General features: G+C 57.5%; 27 protein-coding genes and 1 tRNA gene. 6 read left to right on the top strand and 22 right to left on the bottom strand.

The window, feature by feature from the left end; all coding sequences use genetic code 11:
• Positions 1–244: 244 nt before the first annotated feature.
• The 4 genes from HZB29_10180 to HZB29_10165 are packed head-to-tail and all read right to left on the bottom strand — an operon-like array spanning position 245 to position 2,217.
• Positions 245–580: a cupin domain-containing protein gene (locus tag HZB29_10180; GenBank protein MBI5815960.1), complete on the bottom strand. Its 336-nt coding sequence runs from the start codon at positions 578–580 to the stop codon at positions 245–247.
• A 35-nt stretch (positions 581–615) separates the two neighbouring features.
• Complete coding sequence (locus HZB29_10175; protein ID MBI5815959.1) at positions 616–1,293, bottom strand: hypothetical protein; 678 nt, start codon at positions 1,291–1,293, stop codon at positions 616–618.
• Positions 1,290–2,039, bottom strand: coding sequence for a glycosyltransferase family 2 protein (locus HZB29_10170; protein MBI5815958.1), 750 nt, complete (start codon positions 2,037–2,039; stop codon positions 1,290–1,292). Before HZB29_10170 ends, HZB29_10175 begins: the two co-directional genes overlap by 4 nt.
• Positions 2,026–2,217, bottom strand: a complete 192-nt coding sequence (locus tag HZB29_10165) for a Trm112 family protein (GenBank protein ID MBI5815957.1) — start codon at positions 2,215–2,217, stop codon at positions 2,026–2,028. Before HZB29_10165 ends, HZB29_10170 begins: the two co-directional genes overlap by 14 nt.
• 100 nt (positions 2,218–2,317) lie before the next feature.
• Here HZB29_10165 and HZB29_10160 point away from each other — a divergent pair, with 100 nt between their 5' ends.
• Positions 2,318–3,376, top strand: a complete 1,059-nt coding sequence (locus HZB29_10160) for an ankyrin repeat domain-containing protein (protein MBI5815956.1) — start codon at positions 2,318–2,320, stop codon at positions 3,374–3,376.
• 8 nt (positions 3,377–3,384) lie between these two features.
• Here the strand turns inward: HZB29_10160 and HZB29_10155 are convergent, their stop codons facing one another.
• From HZB29_10155 to HZB29_10135, 5 genes are read right to left on the bottom strand one after another with little or no spacing between them, the layout of a single operon-like run.
• Complete coding sequence (locus tag HZB29_10155) at positions 3,385–3,615, bottom strand: type II toxin-antitoxin system HicA family toxin (GenBank protein ID MBI5815955.1); 231 nt, start codon at positions 3,613–3,615, stop codon at positions 3,385–3,387.
• A complete protein-coding gene (locus HZB29_10150; GenBank protein MBI5815954.1) occupies positions 3,603–3,917 on the bottom strand; it encodes a hypothetical protein in 315 nt (104 codons plus the stop codon). The genes HZB29_10155 and HZB29_10150 overlap by 13 nt, the downstream gene beginning before the upstream one ends.
• A 42-nt stretch (positions 3,918–3,959) precedes the next feature.
• Positions 3,960–5,141: a nickel pincer cofactor biosynthesis protein LarC gene (gene larC, locus HZB29_10145; GenBank protein ID MBI5815953.1), complete on the bottom strand. Its 1,182-nt coding sequence runs from the start codon at positions 5,139–5,141 to the stop codon at positions 3,960–3,962.
• A complete protein-coding gene (larB, locus tag HZB29_10140) occupies positions 5,138–5,905 on the bottom strand; it encodes a nickel pincer cofactor biosynthesis protein LarB (protein ID MBI5815952.1) in 768 nt (255 codons plus the stop codon). The genes larC and larB overlap by 4 nt, the downstream gene beginning before the upstream one ends.
• Before the next feature lie 4 nt (positions 5,906–5,909).
• Complete coding sequence (locus tag HZB29_10135; protein MBI5815951.1) at positions 5,910–6,923, bottom strand: NAD(P)-dependent glycerol-3-phosphate dehydrogenase; 1,014 nt, start codon at positions 6,921–6,923, stop codon at positions 5,910–5,912.
• Between the two features lie 239 nt (positions 6,924–7,162).
• On the opposite strand from HZB29_10135, the gene ybgF reads away from it, so the two are divergent.
• The 3 genes from ybgF (at position 7,163) to HZB29_10120 (ending at position 11,008) form a co-directional block, all read left to right on the top strand.
• Positions 7,163–7,912 (top strand): tol-pal system protein YbgF, encoded by a 750-nt coding sequence (ybgF, locus tag HZB29_10130; protein ID MBI5815950.1) that lies wholly within the window; start codon positions 7,163–7,165, stop codon positions 7,910–7,912.
• A gap of 12 nt (positions 7,913–7,924) precedes the next feature.
• Entirely contained in the window at positions 7,925–8,893 is a 969-nt protein-coding gene (locus HZB29_10125; GenBank protein MBI5815949.1) for a hypothetical protein, read from the top strand.
• 120 nt (positions 8,894–9,013) lie between these two features.
• Positions 9,014–11,008, top strand: coding sequence for an MCP four helix bundle domain-containing protein (locus HZB29_10120; protein ID MBI5815948.1), 1,995 nt, complete (start codon positions 9,014–9,016; stop codon positions 11,006–11,008).
• 75 nt (positions 11,009–11,083) lie between these two features.
• Here HZB29_10120 and hflX read toward each other — a convergent pair whose 3' ends face one another.
• The 13 genes from hflX to HZB29_10055 form a co-directional block, all read right to left on the bottom strand.
• The gene (gene hflX / locus HZB29_10115) at positions 11,084–12,739 is read right to left on the bottom strand and encodes a GTPase HflX (protein MBI5815947.1); all 1,656 of its coding nucleotides are present in this window, start codon (positions 12,737–12,739) and stop codon (positions 11,084–11,086) included.
• Positions 12,740–12,769: 30 nt separating this feature from the next.
• Positions 12,770–13,309 carry an LptE family protein gene (locus tag HZB29_10110; GenBank protein ID MBI5815946.1) on the bottom strand — a complete coding sequence of 180 codons (540 nt, stop codon included), beginning with the start codon at positions 13,307–13,309 and terminating at the stop codon, positions 12,770–12,772.
• 56 nt (positions 13,310–13,365) lie between these two features.
• A complete protein-coding gene (locus HZB29_10105; protein ID MBI5815945.1) occupies positions 13,366–13,761 on the bottom strand; it encodes a hypothetical protein in 396 nt (131 codons plus the stop codon).
• Positions 13,762–13,873: 112 nt separating this feature from the next.
• Complete coding sequence (locus HZB29_10100; GenBank protein MBI5815944.1) at positions 13,874–15,424, bottom strand: DUF2851 family protein; 1,551 nt, start codon at positions 15,422–15,424, stop codon at positions 13,874–13,876.
• A gap of 61 nt (positions 15,425–15,485) precedes the next feature.
• A complete protein-coding gene (locus HZB29_10095; GenBank protein ID MBI5815943.1) occupies positions 15,486–16,157 on the bottom strand; it encodes a protein-L-isoaspartate(D-aspartate) O-methyltransferase in 672 nt (223 codons plus the stop codon).
• A gap of 62 nt (positions 16,158–16,219) precedes the next feature.
• Entirely contained in the window at positions 16,220–16,837 is a 618-nt protein-coding gene (ruvA, locus tag HZB29_10090; GenBank protein MBI5815942.1) for a Holliday junction branch migration protein RuvA, read from the bottom strand.
• Positions 16,834–17,316 carry a crossover junction endodeoxyribonuclease RuvC gene (ruvC, locus tag HZB29_10085; GenBank protein ID MBI5815941.1) on the bottom strand — a complete coding sequence of 161 codons (483 nt, stop codon included), beginning with the start codon at positions 17,314–17,316 and terminating at the stop codon, positions 16,834–16,836. Before ruvC ends, ruvA begins: the two co-directional genes overlap by 4 nt.
• A 12-nt stretch (positions 17,317–17,328) precedes the next feature.
• On the bottom strand, positions 17,329–18,081 hold the full coding sequence (locus HZB29_10080; GenBank protein ID MBI5815940.1) for a YebC/PmpR family DNA-binding transcriptional regulator: 753 nt from the start codon (positions 18,079–18,081) through the stop codon (positions 17,329–17,331).
• A 132-nt stretch (positions 18,082–18,213) separates the two neighbouring features.
• On the bottom strand, positions 18,214–18,408 hold the full coding sequence (locus HZB29_10075; protein ID MBI5815939.1) for a toxin-antitoxin system HicB family antitoxin: 195 nt from the start codon (positions 18,406–18,408) through the stop codon (positions 18,214–18,216).
• A 46-nt stretch (positions 18,409–18,454) separates the two neighbouring features.
• Positions 18,455–20,023 carry a response regulator gene (locus HZB29_10070; GenBank protein MBI5815938.1) on the bottom strand — a complete coding sequence of 523 codons (1,569 nt, stop codon included), beginning with the start codon at positions 20,021–20,023 and terminating at the stop codon, positions 18,455–18,457.
• 119 nt (positions 20,024–20,142) lie between these two features.
• Entirely contained in the window at positions 20,143–20,490 is a 348-nt protein-coding gene (locus HZB29_10065) for a hypothetical protein (GenBank protein ID MBI5815937.1), read from the bottom strand.
• A gap of 168 nt (positions 20,491–20,658) precedes the next feature.
• Complete coding sequence (locus tag HZB29_10060; GenBank protein MBI5815936.1) at positions 20,659–21,351, bottom strand: Crp/Fnr family transcriptional regulator; 693 nt, start codon at positions 21,349–21,351, stop codon at positions 20,659–20,661.
• 61 nt (positions 21,352–21,412) lie between these two features.
• Entirely contained in the window at positions 21,413–21,949 is a 537-nt protein-coding gene (locus HZB29_10055; GenBank protein ID MBI5815935.1) for a CarD family transcriptional regulator, read from the bottom strand.
• Between the two features lie 79 nt (positions 21,950–22,028).
• Between HZB29_10055 and HZB29_10050 the strand changes: the two genes are divergently transcribed.
• Together HZB29_10050 and HZB29_10045 are read left to right on the top strand one after the other, a co-directional pair.
• Complete coding sequence (locus tag HZB29_10050) at positions 22,029–22,874, top strand: 50S ribosomal protein L11 methyltransferase (protein ID MBI5815934.1); 846 nt, start codon at positions 22,029–22,031, stop codon at positions 22,872–22,874.
• A gap of 57 nt (positions 22,875–22,931) precedes the next feature.
• Positions 22,932–23,020, top strand: a tRNA-Leu gene (locus HZB29_10045).
• Positions 23,021–23,262 lie beyond the last annotated feature (242 nt).

Raw genomic sequence — 23,262 nt, 5'->3', positions numbered from 1 at the left:
GAAATTCTACAGATTCTGAGCCTCACAATGTTCGAGAAAACCCCGTTGGATCAACTGCTTGCGGAAACTGTCATAAACGGATTTCAGCCGGTTTCAGACAATCAGCTGTTTTTGTTCGACTAACGTTGGGACACTAGTGAATTGATATAAAAACAATTAGATAATTGTCTATAGGCTCAGCCAAGGCAGACAGAAATGTCGCACTGAAGACAAAGTTGGCGCAAATAACCGGCTTCAAGATTTGCTAGATACGTTTGCCGCCAAAGAAGTGAATAGTTCGGGCGCCAGCTGTGGCTTTTCCGGAATGGGGTATCCCTTTAGGGATGTGGAATTCGTCTCCGGTAAGAAGTGGCTTTTCCATGCCGTCAATAATGACCGTATATTTCCCATGCACGACAACCAGATACTCGTCAAAATCATGAGTATGCTCTTTTGAATTTCGATCTTGATGGCATGTCCAAAACGCCATCTGGCTCCCATCCGCCCCATTGAGGACGTAGCCCTCAATATCCTCTGTATGCTGCGATTCTTTGCTGATCCGATTGGCGCGCCGTTTCATGAATTCAGGGAAATCGTCCACTTTTTCTTTTACTCCATCTGAGGCCAGCGTATCGTCTAAACTTCCCCGAACAATCCCACCAGCAGTATAAGCAAAGTTCCCAAAGCCATCACCGCCAATGGCCGCATGAATTTCACCTGCCGCCCTTCCAGTTTCATGTAAAAGACGGCGGACGGCCCCATGGCGAAAAGTGTCTGCCCGGCCCAAAGGGCAAGCTTTGCGAATTTGAAAACAGTCAGCGCTCCCCAAAATCCGGCCGATCCGTGAACGGACCTGCCGAACGTCAGCGCCGCGTCGTTGAGCTTAACCGCCAGGATCGCAAGGAAAAAGGCGCCGCCCGATATCCCCGCCAGCGCGGCGCAATAGACAGCGTCCGCCATCATCCGCGCGAACCGCTGGAATTCGCCGGTCCCCCATTGCATATAGGCGAAGGGGGCGTGGATGGAGCCGGGGGCGCCAAGCCTTCCCGTCATTCCGGCGGGATCCATTACGGCCATCAACGACGCCGCCACGAACTGGAAAGCGGCCCAAATAGCCGTCATCACAAAAGCGGATTGGTAGTTTTCGCGCCGGACATAATAGAAGAACACCGGGAAGGCGAACGCCGCCGAAATGAACGGTGTGAACGCCGCCGGCAGCGGATGGGAGACGGCCAGCGCCACGGGGACCGCGGCGAAAAGGTAAAACACCGCACGTCCCTTTTCGAACTCTTTTTTCAGCGCGCGGCGGATCATCTTGACTGCCTTTCCCAAATCTTCATGTACTTGCAGAACACGTGATAGGCCGAAAGGCCGGAGGCGATAAGCCCCGGCACGCCGTCTAAAAATCCCAGCTTAAGAAAATACATTTTTATAAAAGTGACCTTCGGCCGCAGGATCATGGAAAGCCAGGGGAACATAATGGGCTTCTCTCCCCGTTCCGCGGCGGCGATGTCGGTAAAACTGTTTATCGTGCGCAGATGTTCGGAAATGTCGTCGAAAGAAAGATGGTAGATGTCGCCGTTAAGGTCCTCCACCTTTCCCTCCACGAAAAGCCTGTCGTGCGGGTTTTCGCCCCCCCATTTCCCCTTGTCCCGCCGGAACAGGCGCACCTTGCGCGCCGGGTACCATCCGCAATGGCGGATCCAGCGGTTTATATAATGGACAAGCCTGGGGATGGCGTATCCGTCGGCCTTCGGAGCGCCGAGGACCTTCAATATTTCATCGCGCAACCGGGGCGACACCCGTTCGTCCGCGTCCAGGCTTATCACCCATTCGCCCCGGGCCTGGCCGATGGCGAAATTCTTCTGCTGGATGTGCCCCGGCCACTCGTGGAAGACGACGTTGGCCCCCATGGACTTTGCGATTTCCACGGTGCGGTCTGTGGAACCGCTGTCCACCACCACTATCTCATCGGCGAAAGAGAGGCTGGCAAGGCAGTCGCCGATCTTGTCCTCCTCGTTCTTTGTGATGACGGCGGCGGAGAGCCTAATTCGCTCCATCGGGGAGTTTGTCCAGCTTTTTGGCCTCGTCTATGAGCATTATGGGGATGTCTTCCTTTATTTCGTACTGCAACATGCACGCTTTGCAGATAAGCCCGTCGCCAGCTTTTGTCAGCGCCAGGTCCCCTTTGCATTTTGGACACGCCAGGATGTCCAGCAACTCTTTGTCAACCGCCATGTGATCGGCCTCCCGTAGTAGAATCGTCTTAATGGATTATATGGGTGTTGGACGTTTAAGACAACGATTGCTCTTGCGGACCTCATGACGCAATAGAGGAATGATGGAAAAGATGTTCGTCCGGGTGGGGTTGGCGGCTTTTTTGATCGCGTTTTGCGGCACGGGAGCGTTTGCGCAGAAGAAGGGGGCGCCCGGGCCCGATTCCCTCCTTGTGTCCGCCGCTGTGAACGGGGATGTGGAGGCTTTGCTTTCCGCCCTTGGCAAAAAGGCCAACCCGAACGTACGGGACGAAGAGGGCGTTCCGGTGATAGTCCACACGATAATGGCGGGGCATACGGACGCTGTGGCGGCGCTGATTGCGGCAGGGGCGGACGTGAACGCCAAGACCACCGGAGGTTATACTCCGGTAATGTTCGCTTCCGGGAAGGGAGTGGCGCAGACCGTGCGGACATTGCTGGACAGCGGCGCCGACGTGAACGCCAGAACAGACCATGGCGAGACGGCGCTGATAATAGCGTCTAGGGAAGGGGAGGATGAGGCCGCGAAAATACTGATACAGGGCGGGGCGCGCGTATCGGACGCCAACGATTTCGGGCAGACCCCCATGATGACCGCCGCCGGGGCCAACGCCGAGGAGATAGTGGAGGCGCTGGCCGCAATGGGGGCGGACATTGACGGCAAGGACATGGAGGGGAACACGCCGCTGATCTACGCTGCGGAGAGCGGGGCGGAAGCGGCCATAGCCACTTTGATCCTTAAAAAAGCGGAGATCAACAAGGCCGATGCGCGGGGGCGCACTCCCCTTTACGCGGCGATCCAGTGGGGGCGCGAAAGCTCCGCGGCGATATTGATCGAGTCCGGCGCAAACGTCCGCGCGCGCAAGACGGACGGGGCCACACCCCTTATGATCGCCTCCCGGCGCGGGCTGGAAGGGGTGATGCACTCGCTTCTATTAAAGGGGGCGGACATAAACGCCCGTGACAATAACGGCGACACGCCATTGATATGGTCCGTCCGCGCCAACCGGGCGGACGCGGCGAGGATGCTGGTCAAACGAGGCGCCAAGGTCACGATAGTGAACAGAAAAGGGGAGACCGCGCAGACATTTGCCAAAGGGAAGAAGGAAATGCTGGAGGCGTTGAAGGGGGCGGGGAGGTAATTAAAAAATCAGCAGGAAGAAAGCAGCCGGAAGTATTCTTCACGCACGATGCCAGCGGATTTCAAGTTGGACTTGATTATGTCAATTCCAACGGAGGTGTATTTGGGAATTATCACTGGCCTGGCAACCCCCGGCTTGGAATAAACCCGATGGCTTCCAGCCTCCCTCTCAAGTGCAAAACCGGCTTTTTTGAAAACGCAGTCAAGTTTTTTCCAGTTGACCGGAGTTAAACGGAACATTGGGAGAGTTTGCCGGAATATTCAAACGGCAATGGAACTGTAATGCTTTTGTATCCATGGGGGAAAGGCTTGGCCTTGACTTGTTTGGCTGGCTTAAAACCGCATTCTTTAAGGGCTTTGTCCAAAGTGCCTCTTTCATAACATGACACGAGAAAAAGGTGGACAGCCTCAATAAGATTTTTCAACGCTTCCTTCTGATTGTTTCCCTGCGACCACACATCCAGCGCCGGGCAGTGGGAGATAACAATATCACCCTCCTTTTTTAAAGAAGCCGGCAATTTCGCTTCAAACGTTATTCGCATTGTTCCACCTTTTTTTCATCCAGTTTCATGTTTGCGTTAACGTCAATCAATGTCAAGAAGTTTCACCGCCGCCTTATAAACTTCCTCAAATGTCTTTCCGCTTTTCTCCGCCGCCTTCTTCACCGATTCGTATTCCGGCGTTTTCCGGGTCGAGCCGTCCGGCAACGTCGCCACCTTCACTTCGACCTCCCCGTACGCCGTAGCCACCTTTTCGATCCTGCGCGGCAGGCTGGCGCGTTCCACGATGTTGCGGCGGATTCCAAGCGTGGTGGTCATTTTGAAAATGATCCCTTCCATCGCCTCCATCTTTTCCGGCTCGCAAAGGACTGTGACGCAGGTGGCGGGGCGGTTCTTTTTCATCTGGAGCGGCGTGAGGGTCACGTCCAGCGCACCGGCGGCGAAAAGCGATTCCAGCAGCGGAGCGTAAAACTGGGGATTCATGTCGTCTATGTTGGTGGAAAGCTCCATGAGCCGTTCCACGATAAGCCCGGTGGAGCCGGCCCCCATCTCCCCCACGAACATACGCAGCACGTTCGGCCTGCCGTCAAAATCATATCCCCCAGCGCCGTTGGCCACGGTGTCAACTGTCATCAACGGTTGCGCCATAAAACTTTTGGACATCGCCTTGATGATCGCCGCCCCCGTCGGGGTGGTCAATTCTTTGACCGGCCCTTCGGAGTATGTGGGGACGCCGCGCAGGATCAGCGCCGTGGCCGGGGCGGGAACCGGAAGCAGCCCATGATCGGTCATCACCGTTCCCGATCCGGTGTTAACGGCGGACGCAAAGACCTCTCCGATCCCAAGCTCGGCAAAACCGATGGCAGCGCCAACGATGTCCACGATGGAGTCCACCGCACCCACCTCGTGGAAATGGACTTTTTCGATGGCGACGCCGTGCACCTGCGCCTCCGCCTCGCCGATTATCCTGAAGATGGACAGAGCCGTCTTTTTTACATCGGCATTCAACGCCGACGATTCGATCATTTTCACGATGTCCGTATAGTGCCTGTGCCCTTTCTGTTTGGACACGTCCACCATGACGTCGAACTTGACCGCCGACACGCCGCATTTATTCACGCTTTTCGACGAGATTTCATAACCGGAAAGATTGAGTTTGGCCAACTCCTCTTTCAGGCGCGCGTGGGGCAGCCCGGCGGCCAGCATGGCGCCGATCACCATGTCCCCGCTTATCCCGGAAAAACAGTCGAAATAAACGGTCTTCACTTTTTCTTCTCCGCGATTCCCGTCATGGTGTTTATCTTGTGGGCCAGCGCTCCGGCCCCGAAACCGTTGTCTATGTTCATCACCGCCACCCCCGCCGCGCAGGAGTTTAGCATCGAAAGCAGGGCGGACACGCCGCCGAACGCCGCCCCATAGCCGACGGACGTTGGAACCGCGATCACCGGGCATGGCGCAAGCCCGCCGGCCACTGAGGCCAGCGCCCCGTCCATCCCCGCGGCCACCACGATCACCCGGGCCGAACGTATCTTGTCCATATGGTTGAACAGCCTGTGAATCCCCGCCACCCCCACGTCGTAAACGGTCTCCACCGCCGAGCCCATGGTCATGGCCGTCACCGCCGCCTCCTCCGCCACCGGCACGTCCGACGTTCCGGCGGAAAGGACAAGGATTTTGCCCACCCGGGGCCGTTTGACAGGCTCGATGACGATGGCCCTGCACCGCTCGTGGAACACGGCGCTCTTCGCGAATTTTTTTATCTTTTTAAAGCTGGAGGCGCTGGCGCGGGTGGCAAGCACGGGATGCCCGGTTTTCGCCATGCGGCGCACGATGGCCACCACGTCCGCTTCGCTCTTCCCCTCGCAATAGACCACCTCCGGGAAACCTTGCCGCACCGTCCGGTGATGGTCTATGGCGGCCACTCCCATGTTCTCGGTGGGATAATGTTTCAAGCGCTCAAGCGCTTTCTCCGGGGAGATCTTCCCTTCGCCTAGCGCCCGCACTATTTTTTCGATTTCGTCCGCCGCCATTTTGTCAGTAAAACTCCGATTTAAGTTCCCGCCCCATAAGGTCGGCCACGGCCTGCTTCGGGCTTTTGTTTTCATACAAGACCTTGAAGACCTCGGTGACGATTGGGGTGTCCACATTATGTTTTTCCGCCAGCCGGAAGGCGGACAATGATGTGGCCACACCTTCCGCCACAGCCGTCATGGAAGCCTGTATGGCCGAAAGCGTTTCGCCCTGCCCGAGCCGTACGCCCACCGTGCGGTTTCTCGAAAGGTCGCCTGTGCAGGTGAGTACCAGGTCCCCCATGCCGGAAAGGCCGGAGAAAGTTTCCGCCTCCGCCCCCATGGCCACCCCAAGCCGCCGTATTTCCATCAGGCCCCTGGTAATAAGGGCCGCGCGGGTGTTATGGCCGAAGCCGAGCCCGTCGGATATCCCCGCGGCGATGGCGATCACGTTTTTAAGGGCGCCGCCAAGCTCCACCCCCGTCACGTCGCGATGGACATACAGGCGGAAGAATCCGGATGAAATGAATTTCTGCGCAGTCCGGGCGGCCGTTTCGTTTTTGGAGGCCAACGTCGCCGCCGTCGGCAGTTTATTCACAAGTTCCCTGGCGAACGACGGGCCTGAAAGACAGCAGACGTTGCCCGCGATCTTTTCGCCGAGCGTTTGGCTGATTATGTCCACAGGCAACGCGAGGGTCTCGTTCTCCACTCCTTTGGAGGCGGATACGATGATCGCGTCCTCCGGGATAAGGCCGGCGAATCCGGCGAGCGCCTTTCGCATGAACTGGGTTGGTATCGCCACGATCACGATATCGCAACCACTCACCGCCGCCGTCTCGTCCGATGTGGCGGCCAGATTTTCCGGCAGATGCGCGCCGGGCAGATACAGCCGGTTTTCCCTTTCGGAGTTGATCAGCGCCACGGCCTCCGGTTTGCGCGTCCAAAGCTTAACGGATGCGCCGTTGGCGGCCATGGCCCAGGCCAAGGCCGTCCCCCAGGCTCCCGCCCCGATTACGGCGGCTTTCTTGGCGCTGTCCATATTCCACTATCCTTCCAGTTTATGCGCACAACTTAAGCTATTATATTAGGAGAACAGCGGCAAAACGAGAGGTATGATACTTACCGCCCAATCAGCAAGTTATTCCAAGGAACTCTGTAATGACCGATGTCATTGTCAACATCCTGAAATGCCTTGACCTTACAGGCCAGATTTAATACAATTTGTTAAAATTATAAGCTAGTTGCATGAAATTTTGCATCGCAATCCGGCGCATAAGAGTGGGGTTGCTTCTTGGCGTCACGTTTCTCGCGCTTACTGCGGCGTCCGGATGCGCGTCCAATGACACCGGCAAACTCAAGGACGACGTGGATGCGCTCAAAAACCAGGTCTGGAGCCTTCAGAAGCAGACGTCGGAGCTTAACTTAAGGCTGGCGTATGTCAATGACGATCTTTCATATTTGACGGAGCGGGTCGGGGAATTCGAGGAGAGGGAATACAGGGCCCACGCATCCTCGCAGGGGAAAAAGGAGAAGGGGGGAGCGTTAAAAGAAATCCAGACAGCCGCTTCCGAACCGCCTGCCGACGGGGCCAATCAGCCTGAAAGGGGATTTGATACGCCGCCGGAGTCACGGTTCAAGGACCTTTCGCCGGAGGAAATGTACAAAGAGTCGCTTGTTTACTTTAACAAAAAGGATTATTCCTCCGCCGTGGCCGGTTTCAACTATCTGATACGCCGCCATCCGGGCGCCAGCGTGGCGCCCAACGCGCAATACTGGATAGGAGAGGCGTTTTTCGAGCAGAAAAGGTATTTGCGGGCCGCAGAAGAGTTCCGGAAGGTGACCGCCCGGTATCCGGGCGCACCGAAAACGGCAGACGCCATGTTGAAGACAGCACAGTGCAAACTTGCCCTTGACCAGACGGCCGAGGGGGAGGAGATTCTCAAGGAACTGATAAACAAGCATCCTGACAGCGCCGCCGCGGCAACCGCGAAAAAAATAATGGAGCGGCCAGGGGAGCCAAAAAACTAGAGGGTGATGGAAATGATAAAAAGACTAGCTTTGATTCTGGCCGTTGCGTCACTTGTCATCGCCGGGGATGCCGGAAGGGCGGCGGCTTCGGACGCCGGACCGTCAAATCCCGCCGAGGCAAATCCAGCGGATGCCAAGCCTGCGGAGGCAAAGCCCTCTATCGCGGCTGGCCTGCCGGAGACTTTGAGCGTCGGCCCGATGCAGGAGGAGTTTTTCGGCGACCAGGCAAGGCAGACCCCCGTCACGCGTTCCATGGCCTATGAGACCGCCGGTTTTCTTTCCGCAACGGCGGACGGTTACGGGATGATCAGGGAAGGGGAGAACTCCGCCCAGGTCACCTTTTCTTTTGGCGACACGGTTTACATAGACAAAGGGGAGGCGCAAGGCGCCAAGGCCGGGGCCAGGTATCTTGTTTTCCACTCGTCCGGAGAGGACATCATGCATCCGGTGTCCGATAAACCGATGGGGCGGCGGATGTCGATAGACGGGGTGATAGAGGTGATATCTGCCAATGAAGGCTATTCGAAGGCCAAGGTTGTCCGGTCCTACGGAGGAGTGCGCGTCGGGTATAACATCAAGCCTTATGAGGCCATCGTGACCCCCACCGTGGACCGGGACAGGCCGGTGAAGGACAAGACCGTGTCCGGTGTCGTGCTCGCCGGCAAAGAGGACCGGAACGGATTTTCTCTTAAAGACATAGTATACTTGGACACAGGTTCCGGCGCCGGTGTGGAAGTGGGCGATATTTTCGAGATCACAACATCGCAGGTCTCCGCGTTCGTCCCGGAAAAGGATGACCAGAAGGATGTGGTTGGCATCCGCAGGGTGATAGGCAAGGCCCTGGTGCTTTCCACCGAAAAGGAGACGTGCGCCGCTGAAATAATATTCAGCGTCCATATTATCCGGCCGGGGGACGCGGTCTCCTACTCGATGGCCCGGGAGCATGAAAAGCCTGTTGTGGTAAAGGGAGGCGGTAAATGACCAATCCGCCTGAGCCGGGCGATAGGGGATTGCCCGGAGCGGTGGTGGCGTGACAATGGATGTGGCAATGGCGGGCGCTGTCCGCCGTGCCAGCTTAAACATGATGAGGGCATGTAAACGATGAAACTTTCAACCAAACTAATAGCCGGTTTCGCGGCGGTGGCGGTGATCACCGCCATAACTGGAGCCATAGGATTTTTCGGGATCAGCAGGGCCATAACCGGCCTTGAGGAGGTTGGCCGCGTCCGGATGCCTTCCGTGCAGGGCTTGCTGATGATGGCCGAGGGGCAGGCGGCGGCCGGGATGGCCATGCGCACCCTCACGATAAGCGAGCTTTCTATCGACAAGCGCAAGGCTCAGTACGACATGCAGTCGAAATACCTGGACAAGGCCAAGAAAGGGCTGGCCATTTATGAGCCTCTTCCGCAGACCGCCGAGGAGGCGAAGATGTGGAGCCAGTTCAAGCCACTGTGGGAGAAATGGAGGGCCGAACTGGACAAGGCCGTGGCCAACTCCAGGAAGTTCGACGAAATGAAGATCAGCGACGCGATGGAACTTAGGTACAGTATAAAATCGCTACTTCTCGAGCATTTTAACTGGGCGCAAAGCCTGGTTGAATCAATAGCCCAGAAAAAAGAGTTCAAGGGGCAATTGGACGCCACACAGTGCAACTTCGGAAAGTGGTATTTCAGCTATAAACCCGAGAATCCGGATTTACAGAAGGCGTTCGACGAAATAGAGTACCCTCATAACAACCTGCACGCGCTCGGAAAGCGGGCTGTTGAACTGATGGCCGCCGGTAAATACGCCGAGGCTTCCGGCCTGATCCCGGAGGTGCGGAAGGCCAGCCATTCTGTCGAGGAACAGATGGAAAAAATCCATGAAATCGCCGGCGTGGCGGACGAACTGATGCTGGTCAACCAGACGCAGGTGCTAGGGCCTGTGGCGGATACTTTCCGCGAATCCAACGCGCTGCTGGAAAAACTTGTCGAACTTAACGTCACCCTGGCCAACGACGCATTCAGCTCGGCTGATTCCAACGCCAGGCTGTCCGAGGTGACGATGATCGTGGCCGTTATCATATCGGTGATACTGGCGATGACTTTGGGAGTGTGGCTGGCGCGGTCCATCTCCAAGCCGATCATGGGCATAGTTGAGGAATTGGGCGAGGGGAGCACCCAGGTGAACGCGGCCGCCGGCGAGATTTCGTCTGCCAGCCAGTCGTTGGCCGAGGGCTCCACGGAGCAGGCCAGCTCGCTTGAGGAGACATCTTCGGCGCTGGAGGAAATAACCTCCATGACCAGCCAGAACGCGGACAACGCAAACCACGCCAACTCGCTTGCCAAGGAGACCCGTGGCGAGGCTGAGAAGGGCGCCGTGGCGATGAACGAGATGATCGAGGCGATGTCTGCCATAAACAAGTCGTCCGAGGAGATAAGCAAGATCATCAAGGTGATCGAGGAAATCGCGTTCCAGACCAACCTGCTGGCGCTCAACGCGGCGGTGGAAGCGGCCCGGGCCGGAGAGCACGGCAAGGGCTTTGCGGTCGTGGCCGAGGAAGTGAGGAACCTGGCGCAAAGGTCGGCGACGGCGGCCAAGGACACAGCCTCGCTTATCGAGGACGCGGTGAAAAAAGCGGCCAACGGCGGAGACATCGCCAACCGCGCCGGGCAGACGCTCACAGGGATCGTGGAAAGCGTGAAGAAGGTGACGGATCTTGTGGCGGAGATCGCCGCCGCCTCAAACGAGCAAGCCCAGGGCGTTGGGCAGGTTAGCACCGCCGTTTCCCAGATGGACAAGGTGACCCAGCAGAACGCCGCCAACGCGGAGGAGACCGCCGCCGCCTCCGAGGAGCTTTCCGCCCAGGCGGAGACGCTAAACTCCATTGTCGGCAAGCTTACGGGGCTTGTGGAAGGGACTGCCTCAAAGTCCGCCGGCAAGGCCCCGTCCGCTGTAAAGCATACCGCGGCGAAAAAATTGAAGGCGTTGCCAGGCCATGTGGCCCACACGGCTCCGAAGGGGGCGGCCAGGCACACAGCCGAGCCGGCCAAGCCAAAGCCGGAAGGCAAGCCGGAGCATCTCATCCCGCTGGACGACGATTTCAAGGATTTTTAAATTGCGCAGGCCGCTTGCGCTTGAAGCGGCCGCAGTCAAGAAACATGGACGGGGCGTTCAAAGCGCCCCGTTTTTTTATTCCTCGAAAACGGCCTGGCGGGTCTTTTCAACGGCGATGCGGTCCAGCTCGGAGGCTATCTCCAACGTGAGCGCGTCAAGCCCCGTCCGCGCGGCGGCGCTTATCAACAATGCCCCGTAGCGCCGGGCGAGGTTTTCGGCCATCGCCGGATCGATCAAGTCCACCTTGTTGAACACCAGCCGGCGCGGTATCTTCGCAAGCCCTATGCGCCCGAGTATTTCCTCCACCGTCCTTATGGCGGCCTCAAAATCATGGGCCGACACGTCCACAAGGTGGAGCAGCAGATCAGCGTCGTTGAGTTCTTCGAGGGTGGAGCGGAAGGCGTCGAGCAGCCCGTCGGGAAGGTCGCGTATGAAGCCCACGGTGTCGGAGAAGATCACCTCCATGTTTTTCGGGAACCTTATCCTTCGCGACGCGGGGTCGAGCGTGGCGAAGAGCTTGTCCTCCACGAGCACGGAGCTTTTCGTAAGCGCGTTGAGCAAGGTTGACTTGCCCGCGTTCGTATATCCGATCACCGCCACCTGGCGGGCGCCGGACCTTTTACGCAGGCTGCGGCGTTGCTCCCGGCCGAGGCCGAGCTTTTTAAGCTTGCCGTGTATTGCGCTGATCCTGTCCTTGATCCGCCGCCGGGCGATTTCCATGGATGTCTCGCCGGGGCCTCGCAGGCCTATGCCCCCCCGGATACGCGAAAGGGCGTCGTCCTTCGTTCCGATCCTCGGCAATGCATAGCTCAGGCGCGCAAGCTCCACCTTGAGCTTGCCGTCCGCCGAAAAGGCCCTCCGGGCGAATATCCGCAGGATAAGCTGCGTCCTGTCCAGTATCGGCATCTCCGTCATTGCGCCGATCCAGCGCGCCTGGGCGGGGGTGATCTCCTGGTCGAACAGTATCATGTCCGCCTCCAGGGACATGGAACGCACCACAACGTCCTTCACCCTTCCCGATCCCAGCAGGTTCCGCGGGTTTGGCGAACCGCGGAACACCGCGCGGTCCACCGCCACGATCATCTCTGTCCTGGCAAGCTCCGAAAGCTCGTCGAGCCTCTCTTCCGCCTCGATTCCTGGAAGGTTGGAAATGTGGACGAGCACCGCTTTTAACGTTCCTTTTTCTTCCCTGCGAGAGTCATGGCGGGAGATTTCAGTTTCCAGCCCGCCGATAAATTCGCCGAAATTAAAGTCGAAGGTCTGGAATGGAGCCGGGTCAAGAAGCTTCCATGGATTCGGCGCGGCCAGGGATGGATTCAAGTGGGCGGTGTACACGGTGGCCGGCTGGCCGTCCTTCCCCACTCCCAGCGCCGTGACAAGGTCGAGCCTTAGCATGGCCAGGTCTGTCAGGTCGTCCTTGCTCAGAGGTTCATTTTTGAGATGGGTGTGGACAAGGCGCAATCCCTTGAGTTTTCCCGCGCCGGTCTTTATCCTTCCGAGGGACGGGATGACCACTTCGGACTGGTCCCCGGCGATCACATATTCTATCCTGCCGCGCCTGTCTATCAATACGCCGATCTGCCTGCCTATCTCCCATGAGATGCGGCAGCAAGTCACCGCGAGATCGGAGGTGAATGCAAGTTCAGGCGGGACCTTGCGCCTGTAAATGCGTTCCAGCGCCCTTTGTTGCGAGGGTTTAAGCCCGGTGGTGGCGCCGTAGACCGTCTTAATGGTTCGCTCCTTGCGGCAGGCCGCCTGCCATTAAAAAGCCTCGATCACCAGGGAGACCACAGATTGGGCCCCTCTTTTCGCCACTTCCCGCACGGCCAGTATCCTTTGGCTTTCAGAGGAGGCCACATCCCCTCCGGTCACATATCTCCAATTCACCTCGACTGTCTGCCTGGTCAGCGTTTTTCCGGTCACACTTTCCTTGTGGACGACGGTCATTGCAAGGCCGATGGCATATTCCGTGGCTATGTTCGAGGAATTGAACGCCACAGGCTGGATGCCATATCCTGTGATCTGGCCTGAAAGGATGGAGTCCGCCGCCTGCGAATCGTCCACTTTAAGCCGTCCGTCCTTTACGAACTCGTCACGGACGGCGGTGGTGACATAAGTGTCCAGGTCTGGCTGGCCGGTCTTGTTTTCAAACATCGGGATGGAGACAGACCTGACGCCCGGAGGAAGAGCGCTTCCCCTCCCCACCAGCGAATAGGCGCAGGATGACAAAACGGCAGCCACCGTAACGATGGCGGACACTCCACGCAAACCGGCTCTCAATGCGCCCGTAATATGATCCATATGTGATTCTATATTACACCATCAGGCGCCATTTGGCGCATGGGCCGGTGAGGATACTATAGCGGTTTGCCGATCACGGATGAAATCGCCTGGACCAGGTTCTCTGGACCCTTGCTTATGTCCACAGTTTCGCTGACGCCGCGCTGCTGGTTGAAAAGGAACGATTCCACGGAAAACTTTCTGGTGGCCATCAGGACATGGGCGCAATTATCTTTCTTTGGAGACGAAATGGCCGCAAAGCACACGGGGCATTCGGGCCTGAAAATGAAATTGTCACCGTTGATGATGACGATGTCAGCCTTGTTATTCGCTCCGGAGATACAGTCGTCCTTCAACTGGCACCTGTCGTCAAAGCTCAATTTCAGGCGTCCGTCGAACTTGCTCAAAGCTTTCTTGAGTAACGACTTGAATTCCTTGTCACCTTCCGAAATGACAAGAATCTTGACACCCATTTTTCGCCTCCCGGCGCTTAAATGGCGCTCAATTCACCCCCCGCTGATTTTAGCCACTTTTCTTAAACTTAATATAAACCTTTTTCCTCGGATGGTAAAGTAAAGCCAGATTTTATTCAATTTCCATGCTTTTCCCGGCCACGGACGCCATCTTTTCGGCGTATGCGGCGAAGCGGCAGTCCCCGCAGCCGCGTTCGTTTGCCACGCAGAAGTCCGAATATATCTGGATTAGACCTTGCATTGCAGCGGTCCCCCGGCCCATGCCAGGCCGATTTCCCAGCAACCTGTCCGACATGAAGGATATCACCGAATTTTTTTCAGCCGCCGCGGACGCATGGAACGCAAGGCGGATTTTCTCCTCGTCAGCGCGGGAGTCTTTCATCCTTGCCCGGGCCAGAAGATATGGGGCGGCGACGTTTATGAATATTATTCCTGCCCTCTCCGGGCCCACCAGCCGTCTTGGCCCCCCCGCGATGACCTTGCCGCCGAAGGTGTAGCGGCGCGCGAAATAGCTCTCCTGCGGGGAAGGGAACAGCCGGGAGAATCCGTCCATCCACGCCGCAATTTCCCTTTTCGCCCCGCCGGCGGGGAAGTTGTCCACCGCGCGGACGAAAAGCGACTCCATGTCACCCTCGGCATGGGAGGCGAGGAAGTGCGCCAGGGCCGCTATCCTCCCCTGGGGGAAGTTGGCCGGGCGCGTGCCGGCAAAGCGCCAGTCCTCCCGTGTGAACGCCGCCTTTATTTCATGCCTCTGGCCGAAGTCCGTCCAGATTTCCCAAAGGTTGTTGATGAATTCAGACGATTCGAAATCAAGCCCTCCGGCCATGGTGACAGGATTTACCAATAACCCGGCCGCCCCCATCAATATGGCCGTCATCACCGCGGGGCGTTTTCTGGCGGTGACATTTTCCAGCACGGCCCTGGTCTTTGACAATGGCGCCGCCACGGCCAGCCCCCTGAATTGTGATTTAAACGCGGAGTATCCCATGGCCTCGAATATCCCGGAATAAAGTTCCTCCCTCCCTTCCCCCCGGCGCATAGCCTCCATGTATCTGCGCGACTTCAACTCGCACCGCCCTTCCCCGGCAGCCTCCAAAAGCATGGCTGTCTTTTCCTCTCCGATCCTTTGCAGCGAGGCGGCGCAACGGCCTGTCACAGACTTCATGTCCGCCATGCCCGGCGCCAAAGGCTGGTGAGACCTGATCCTGTCGAGCGCCCCAGCGCATATGGGCGCCAGTTCAATTTCCACAAGAGGAGCGCCATCGCTTGTGAATCGGGCCGCCGCCCGCGAGTCGCAATACAATACGACGTGAAGGCGGGTGTTGTTGTAACGCGGGTCGGTGTTATGCTTGTGGAAATTCCAGTCGGATGAGCGGACGTGTATTTCCACGTCCCCTTTTTCCGCCGCCCCGCCGTCTATCCTGAAAACGGCGTTCTTGAAATCAGGACCGCTGGACCCATGTAGCCAGCCGGGTGAGATTATTTCGAGCTTCCGCCCCTTCACGTCCCGGATGTGCCCGCTCCCCCACGGCTGCTCCATCCAGATGGACTTGACGGCGTCTTCCCGCACGCGGCGCACAGGCGGCCTTGATTGGCCCGCACCAGCCTCCCGGACGATAGGCGGGGCAAGGCCGGTCATGTCCAAGTATAATGTTGAGAACATCGGTGGATTATACCAGAAGGAAAAACAGGTGATATGAGCGGGAGGATTCAGACCCGGATTTTCACCCCCGGGCGGGCTTTTGTTTGAAGCCGCTTTCACCCAGCAGCGGAACGAACTTGCACCCTTCCTTCATTTCCACCTTAAAACGCTCTCCGCTCCTGCGGACAAGGGCGATCTTCTGTTCACCACCTTTTCCCACCGGCACGATCATCCGCCCCCCGTCCACAAGCTGGCGCGCCAGCGGCTCGGGTATTTCAGGCGCCCCGGCGGTGACTATGATCACGTCGAACGGGGCGTATTTGGCCGCGCCCACGCTTCCGTCCCCCACAAGGCAGACTATGTTGGTCAGGTGAAGTTCATTGAATATCTTCCTGGCCCGGTTGGACAGAGACTTTAACCTTTCCACCGTCACAACGCTCCCTGCCAGCAGGCTTAGCACGGAGGTCTGATATCCGGATCCGGTACCTACCTCCAGCGCCCGTTCCGTTCCGGTGAGCCCCGCAAGCTGGGTCATCATCGCCACAGTGTACGGTTTGCTTATGGTCTGGCCTTCGCCTATGGGGGCGGCGTAATCGTCATACGCCCTGTCGGCAAGGGCGGGGTCAACGAAAATGTGGCGGGGGATGGCGGCCATCGCCTCCAGCACCCGAGGATCGCAAATTCCACCGGCGCCAAGCCGCTCTATCATGTTTCTGCGTCTGGCGGCCGCCGGTCCGCGTTCGTGGGCCTTCATTGCCCGGGTCATGCGCAAACCAGTATGCGCCGCCGCGTGTCCGGCAAAGGTTTTATTTGCGGTCATCCGTTCTTGCCTGGCCGGTTTGGGCCGGAGAGTATCTTTAATGCCTCGCGCAACGCAGTCTCCAGGTTTGATCCAGCGTCAGTGGAACATGCCGCCTTTGCCGCCCGCGCCGCTTCCAGGCCATTGTATCCCAGGGCCACAAGCGCCTCCACCACATCGTCAATCACTCCGCCCCCCGCCGCCACCCGAGCTTCGTAAGAGGTTGCGGCGAATCCCGTGAACTTGTCCGCAAGCTCCACAGTCAGCCGTTCCGCTGTTTTCTTTCCCACCCCGGGGATCAGCGAAAGCCTGCCGACATCCTTTCGGCGCACAGCGTCCACAAGCTCCATAAACGGCATGCCCGAAAGGATTGTAAGCCCCAGTTTAGGCCCGATCTTGCTCACGCCGATGAGCTTTTCAAAAACTTCCTTTTCACCGGCGGCGGAAAAGCCGAACAGGATTATCGCGTCCTCGCGCACATGGGTGTATATGTCCAGCGACACGGCGCCCCCCTCGTCCGGCAGGGAATAAAAAGTGGTGAGCGACACGAAGACCCGGTATCCCACCCCATTGACGTCCAGCACTATCCACGTCGGTTTTTTCGCGGCGAGTTTTCCTGAAAGGCGAGCTATCATTTTATGGCCCGGGCAATGTGTGGATAATGGGCAAGATGGGTTATCGCCAGCGCCAGCGCGTCGGATGCGTCCAGCGGCGAGGGATCTTCCTTCAGCGAAAGGACCTGCCGCACCATCACCCGCACCTGTTCTTTCTCCGCCATGCCATAGCCCACCAGCGTCTGTTTGACTTTAAGCGGCGAATACTCCGCCACCGGCAGCCCCATCTCGGCCGCCACCAGCATTATCACCCCCCGCGCCTGGCCTATTTTCAGCGCCGCCCGGGCGTCCTTGGCCACAAAAGAGTCTTCCAGCGATAGTTCATCTGGATCGTATTGCTCGATGGCGCCCCGCAGTCCGTCGGCGATCTGCTTCAAACGCAAAGGCATCAGGGCCTTTGGCGTGGTGCGGATCACCCCCCATCCATGGCAGGCGCGCTTGCCTCTGGATTCGGACACAACGCCGTATCCGGTGACCAGCGTGCCGGGATCAACGCCGATGACTTTCACCGTTTAAGCGCCGGCCTTTTCCAGGATATCGTCCGGTATGTCGAAATTGGAGTGCACCTTCTGCACGTCCTCATGGTCTTCGAGCGTCTCCATCAGCCGCAGTATCTTGCGCGCCGTCTCCTCCGAGTCCACCCGGATGGTGTTAAGCGGGATCATGTTCACCTCCGCCGATTCCACCTTGATCCCTTTTCCTTCTATCGCCGAGCGCACAGTCTCCAGCGCATCGGGGGTGGTGGTGATCCCAAAGCTGTCCCCGGATGCGTCAAGGTCCTCCGCGCCGGCTTCCAGCGCGATTTCCATCACCGTGTCTTCGGAGGCGGCCTCCTTTTCCACGATGACCTCCCCCTTTTTGCTGAACATCCATGTTACGCAGCCTGTCTCCCCCATCTGGCCGCCGCATTTGACGAAGATGTTGCGGATTTCGGCCACGGTGCGGGTCTTGTTGTCCGTCATCGTCTCCACCATCACCGCCACTCCGCCGGGGGCGTAGCCTTCATATGTGGCCTCTTCATAGGAAACGCCGGGCAGTTCGCCGGTCCCTTTTTTTATGGCGCGGTCTATGTTTTCGTTGGGAACGCTGACGGACTTGGCCTTGGTCACGGCGGTGCGAAGGCGCGGGTTGCCTTTCAGATCCCCCCCGCCAAGCCGTGCGGCCACAGTGATTTCCTTCAATAACTTTGTGAACATGGAGCCGCGCTTTGCGTCAACGATTTTTTTCTTGTGCTTTATCTGGGCCCATTTGGAATGTCCCGCCATTTTAATTAAAAGCCTCCGGCTAGCGTTGGAAATTTAAAAGTATCATATGATATCACGGCTTTTGGCGCGATGTTCAGGCGCATGGCGGCGGCGTGGTGACTGGTAACCGAGTGCGAGGGGCGTATTGAAATTCTAAGCGTGGACTGCGGATGGTTCTTCGCTCAACACGTAGTGTTCAACGCTTCTTTTGACCAGATCGTTTAAAGATATCCCTTCTCCTGCCGCCCTGACCGCCGCTCTGCGGTGAAGTTCCTGCCCGATTCTTACATTGAAAGAGCCGCTCATCGGTTTGTTCGGATACTTGTTGATCCTGGCGCAGTAGGCCATATATTCATCAACCGCTCCCGGATATGGCCGCCATCGGGCGCTCAAATCACGGCGATTCCATTATCAGCAGCCGTTTGACGCGGGGGATGAGTTCATTTTCGTCCACAGGCTTGGTGATAATGTCGGCCGCTCCGGCGGCGAACGCCCTTTCCTTGACCTCCTTGTCGCGCACGTCCGTCACAGCGATTATGCGGGGCGCATTGCCGTCGCCCGCTTCTTTTAGGCGGGAAAGAAACTCAATGCCGTCCAGGCCCGGCATTTCCATGTCCGTTATCACCACGTCCGGGCATGACGACCGGACAAAATCAAGCGCCTCATGTCCGCTGACCGACTCCATCGCCTTGATTCCTGCCCGCTCCATGCACGCTCCAAGCGTGGCGCGTTCGCCGGAATCGCCCGCCATCACCAGCGCCACCGGAATCCTGGGCGGCAGCGACATGCGGAACACGCTTCCTTTTCCCGCTTCCGATTCCACGGCAAGCGATCCGCCGTGGGCCTCCATAATGTCCTTGCACAACGGCAGGCCAAGCCCTGTGCCAGGCTCCCCGCCCGTGCCGGTGGTCGTTGTCTTTACCTCGTGCCGCAGCAGGTTCGGGATGACATGCGCCGGTATTCCGACGCCTGTGTCCTTCACCGCCAAAGCGCCCGGCTCGTCGTCAGGGGAGAATATGGTTATCGTGTCCCCCGCCCGCGTGAACTTTATGGCGTTTGTGACAAGGTTCTCAAGCACCTCGTAAAGCAGATGATAGTCACCATATATCCAGTCCTGGCCCTGCGCCTGGTTGATAAGCCTGACCTTCTTGATTTCCGCCATCGGAGAAAGGCTGGCCACCGCCAGGTCCGCCAGCGAACGGGCGTACATGAACCGGCGCACCGGCATGATGCAGCCTGTCTGCAAGCGGCTGATGTTGAGCAACTGGTCTATCATCTTCACCAGCCTGCCGCAGGTCCCCGCGCTTATGTCCATCAAGTCCTTGCATGACTTTGGAAGGCCCGCCGCATCATGCCGCACTGTGTCAAGCGCGCCTAACACAAGCGAGATCGGACTTCGCAGATCGTGCGCCACCAGCGACACGAACTTGTCCTTTAGTTTCGTGGCCGATTCGGCCTTGTTCTTCGCCGCGAGGATATCCGCCTCGGCCCGCTTGCGTTCGCTTATGTCGCGGGCGATGCCCACAAAAGTAAGTTCACCAGCGGTGTCTATCGTCCGGACGTTGGAGACGTACCAGTGGTAATTTCCCCCTTTGTCGCGCTTGCGGTATTCGACTGACCCGAAACGCGTCTCGCCGGCGACAAGCTTTTTTAAAAGAGCAAGGCAGTCCGGCAATTCATCCGGATGCACTATGGGAGCGAAATGGCTTCCAATCAGCTCATCGGGCCCGTACCCCAAGGCGATCGAAGAATGAGGGGAGACGTATGTGAATTCCCCGTTGGCGTTGAGGGTATAGATCGTGTCGCCCGCGTTCTCGACCAATTCGCGAAAAGCCCGGTCCCCCCCGTTTTTGGCGGAGGACTCCCTCAAGCTCTGGAGTTGGTCATCAAGCCCGTCCAAACGGGTAACCAAGCCGGAGTTTTCATCCGGAATCACCTGGACAATACCTTCTTCTTCACCCATCAGAGCAATACTCCACTTGTGGGATGATTAAATTTCCAAACCAACCAGTATATCAAATGTAACATTATAAAAGAGTTCATAGTTTGCGCGTGAATCGAACACGAATGGTTGAAGCGCAGTCAGCGCGCCAATGGCATTACAACGGTCACTTTTCTTGAGCTTCCGGCGGTGAATGCGTAAATTTGAGCGTCCCCTTCCGGCCCGCTAAAATGGCCATGGAAAAGCCCTTCGGCTTTGACCGATGATTTTTCCGAAAAGCCAGCGTCCGCGAAAGCCTTGCTGTAAAACTTTTCGATTTGTGGTAATTCCGCGTCCACCTCGATATTGAAAGTCACGTCCTCCAGCCCTGCGATCCGGCTGGCGATGCGCCCACCCGGTGGAACCGGCGGCTCCTTGGCGGTGGAGCGGAGGGCTCCATTTGCCCATCCGTTGGCGGAAATGGAAAGCTCCCGCCCATCTTTTTTCACGGAGACCGTCCCGTTCTTCCCAATATCGGCGCCCGCTCCCGCGGCTGACTTTACTTTTTCCGAGACGGCTTTGTTAACGAGATCGTCACCGGTATTTCCGGATCCTGAACACGAAATAACGGCGGGTAGCAATATCGCTATCGCCGAGGCAAGACGTTTCACGCTTCCTCAGCCGCTCCGATGCCCGGAGCCGTGCGCGTCCATGAAGCTTTTCATCATCTCAAGGCGCTTGCCGCCAAGATGGATCATCCCCTTTTCCGCCAGGCAGCGCATCGTGCGGTAAACGGTCTTTTCCGAAATGCCCAGACGTTGGGAAATCTGCCGGTATGTGGGGCGCTTTTCCATCGCATACCTGTCATCCCTCAGCGAGCCCTCCCGGACCAGCAGCGACTTCAGGAAATGTTCGATCCTCTCCGCCCCGTCCATGGCGCCGAGCCTTTCGATCATTTCGTTTGCCGCCAGAAGCCGGCCGATAAGGACTTTCGCCATGTTCACCCCGATCAGCGAGCATGTCCGCATCAGGTCCAGAAAACGCTCGTTTGATATTTTGAAAAGGCGGCTCTCCTCCAACGCCACGGCCGTGGCCGACCGCTTGTGCTCGCCGAAAAGCGACATCTCGCCGAGAATGTCCCCCTTGCCAACGGTGTAAACGATGATTTCCCTGTTGGCCTCGTTGTCTATGATGATCTGGAAAAGGCCGCGGGCGACGAAGAACATCCCGTCGCTCATGTCGTCCCTGTAAAACAGGTACGATCCCTTTTCCACCCTCATCGGAGCGAGCCTGCGGGCGACTTCCGCGATTTGGTCCCCGCCAAGGCCGGCGAAGACGTTTATTTGACCGATAAGTTCCAGGTCGTCCATATGTGGTCCAAAGGGTGTGTCAACAATGGCGTGCGGTCATGGGTTTAGCGGAGCCAAAAGTTCAGTTGGCCAACGCCTCCACAAGCAATTCCTCGGCCTTGTCCTCCCTGATACCCTTGGACTCGGCGATTTCGCTGACAATAAGCTGCCGGGCGCTGTCGAACACCTGCTGCTCGCCGAAGGAAAGCCCCTTGGTGTTCCTTAAGAAGTAAAGATCCCGGTAAACGCCCGCCACCTCGAAAATGGAGCCTGTCTTTATTTTTTCAAGGTAAAGTTTCTGGCGTTTGTTCCAGTTGCTCTCGATCACTCCGCCTTTTTCTTCCTTGAGGATTTTCATGATCTTGGAAACTTCGCGCCTGGGTATCACGCTTCGCAGGCCAACGGAATGGGAAGCCCTCACCGGGGCCATTATCGTCATCCCGCTTCTGTGGAAGCGGATGACATAACAGGGTTCCACCGCACCGGCCACGTCCCGGTTTTCCAGCTTTTCCACGATGCCTATGCCGTGGGAGGGATAAATGACTTTGGACCCGACCGGAAATATTGAAACGGAAAACCCCTTCATCAGGCAGACCCCCACGTTCGATTTATCTTTCAAGACCAATCTGAAAGATAAATTATATCATATCTCCCGTTTAATTGCCTCGTTTCCCAAGGAATATTGGTATATTCACAATATGTGGACAAAAATCGAAATCACGGTCCCCGCGGAGGCGGCAGACGAAGCGGGCTGCGTGATGGCAATGGAGCTTGGCGCGTCCGTGGAGATACAGGCCAGGGATAATGACATGGCCGCCATCATCGCCTGGGTCAAAGAAGACGACGCCAGCGGCCTGGATGTCCCGTCCCTCGCCGCGCGCGTCACAGGGGAGCCGCTTGGAGGCGCGCCGGCCCCTGTCGTTACAATTGAGCCAGACTGCGACTGGCTGGCAAAGTGGAAAGAAAGTTTCACGCCGTTGCCGATGGGGGAGAAACTTATGATCGTCCCGTCATGGTGGGAAGGGGACATCCCCGGCGGCAGGACCGTCATAACACTGGATCCGGGCATGGCGTTTGGCACAGGGCATCACGCCACAACGGCGGGCTGTCTTGCCATGCTTGAAAAATACTCCAAAGGCTCCGTGCTGGACATAGGTTGCGGCTCCGGGATCCTTTCCATCGCCGCGGTGGCGCTGGGGGCGGAAAAAGCCCTTGGCCTGGACAACGACCCGGAGGTGATCCCGATAGCAGTGGAGAATGTGGCGATAAACGGAGCCGCCGGCAAAGTGGAGGCCGCGTTGGGATCCATCGCCGACGCCAAAGGAGTTTACGACGTGATCGTGGCAAACATATTCCTGGGCCCGCTCGCGGCGATGGCTGGTGAATTGGCCTCGCGGCTGGCGGAAAGCGGCAGGCTGATAATATCCGGGATCAGGAAGGAACAGACGGACGCGGCCGGCCAGGCTTTCACCGCCGCCGGGCTTGTGGCGGTGGACCGGATGGAAAAGGACGAATGGGCCGTCATCGTTTATGCCCGCCGCTGAATTGCCGCGGAAAAAATTTGCGCCGCGCCCAAAAATGGTAAAATCGTCTCCCTGGTGGCCGGGATGGCGGAACTGGTAGACGCAGGGGACTTAAAATCCCCCGGCGCGACAGCGCTGTGCGGGTTCGACTCCCGCTTCCGGCACCACTTATCAAAATGCCTCCTATGCTTTGATCGCGGCTAAGTTGCGCCTTTACTTTAAATATTACATTTAATATAGTAAGGGCTAAGTATAAGTGTAACTTAGTTGTTATTAACCGTCTCATAATAATATAGACATTATTATATATGTATCAAGCCGCGTATTTCGTCGTTTCGCCGTTGAAGTACGATATCACCAGGTCCGGTGATTTCTGGACACGCCGCATATGACTTATCACCGCGCCCTT

The organism is Nitrospinota bacterium, assembly GCA_016235255.1.
In the GTDB taxonomy this organism is placed as follows: Bacteria; Nitrospinota_A; UBA7883; order UBA7883; family JACRLM01; genus JACRLM01.
This window is presented reverse-complemented; position numbering and strand designations above follow the sequence as displayed.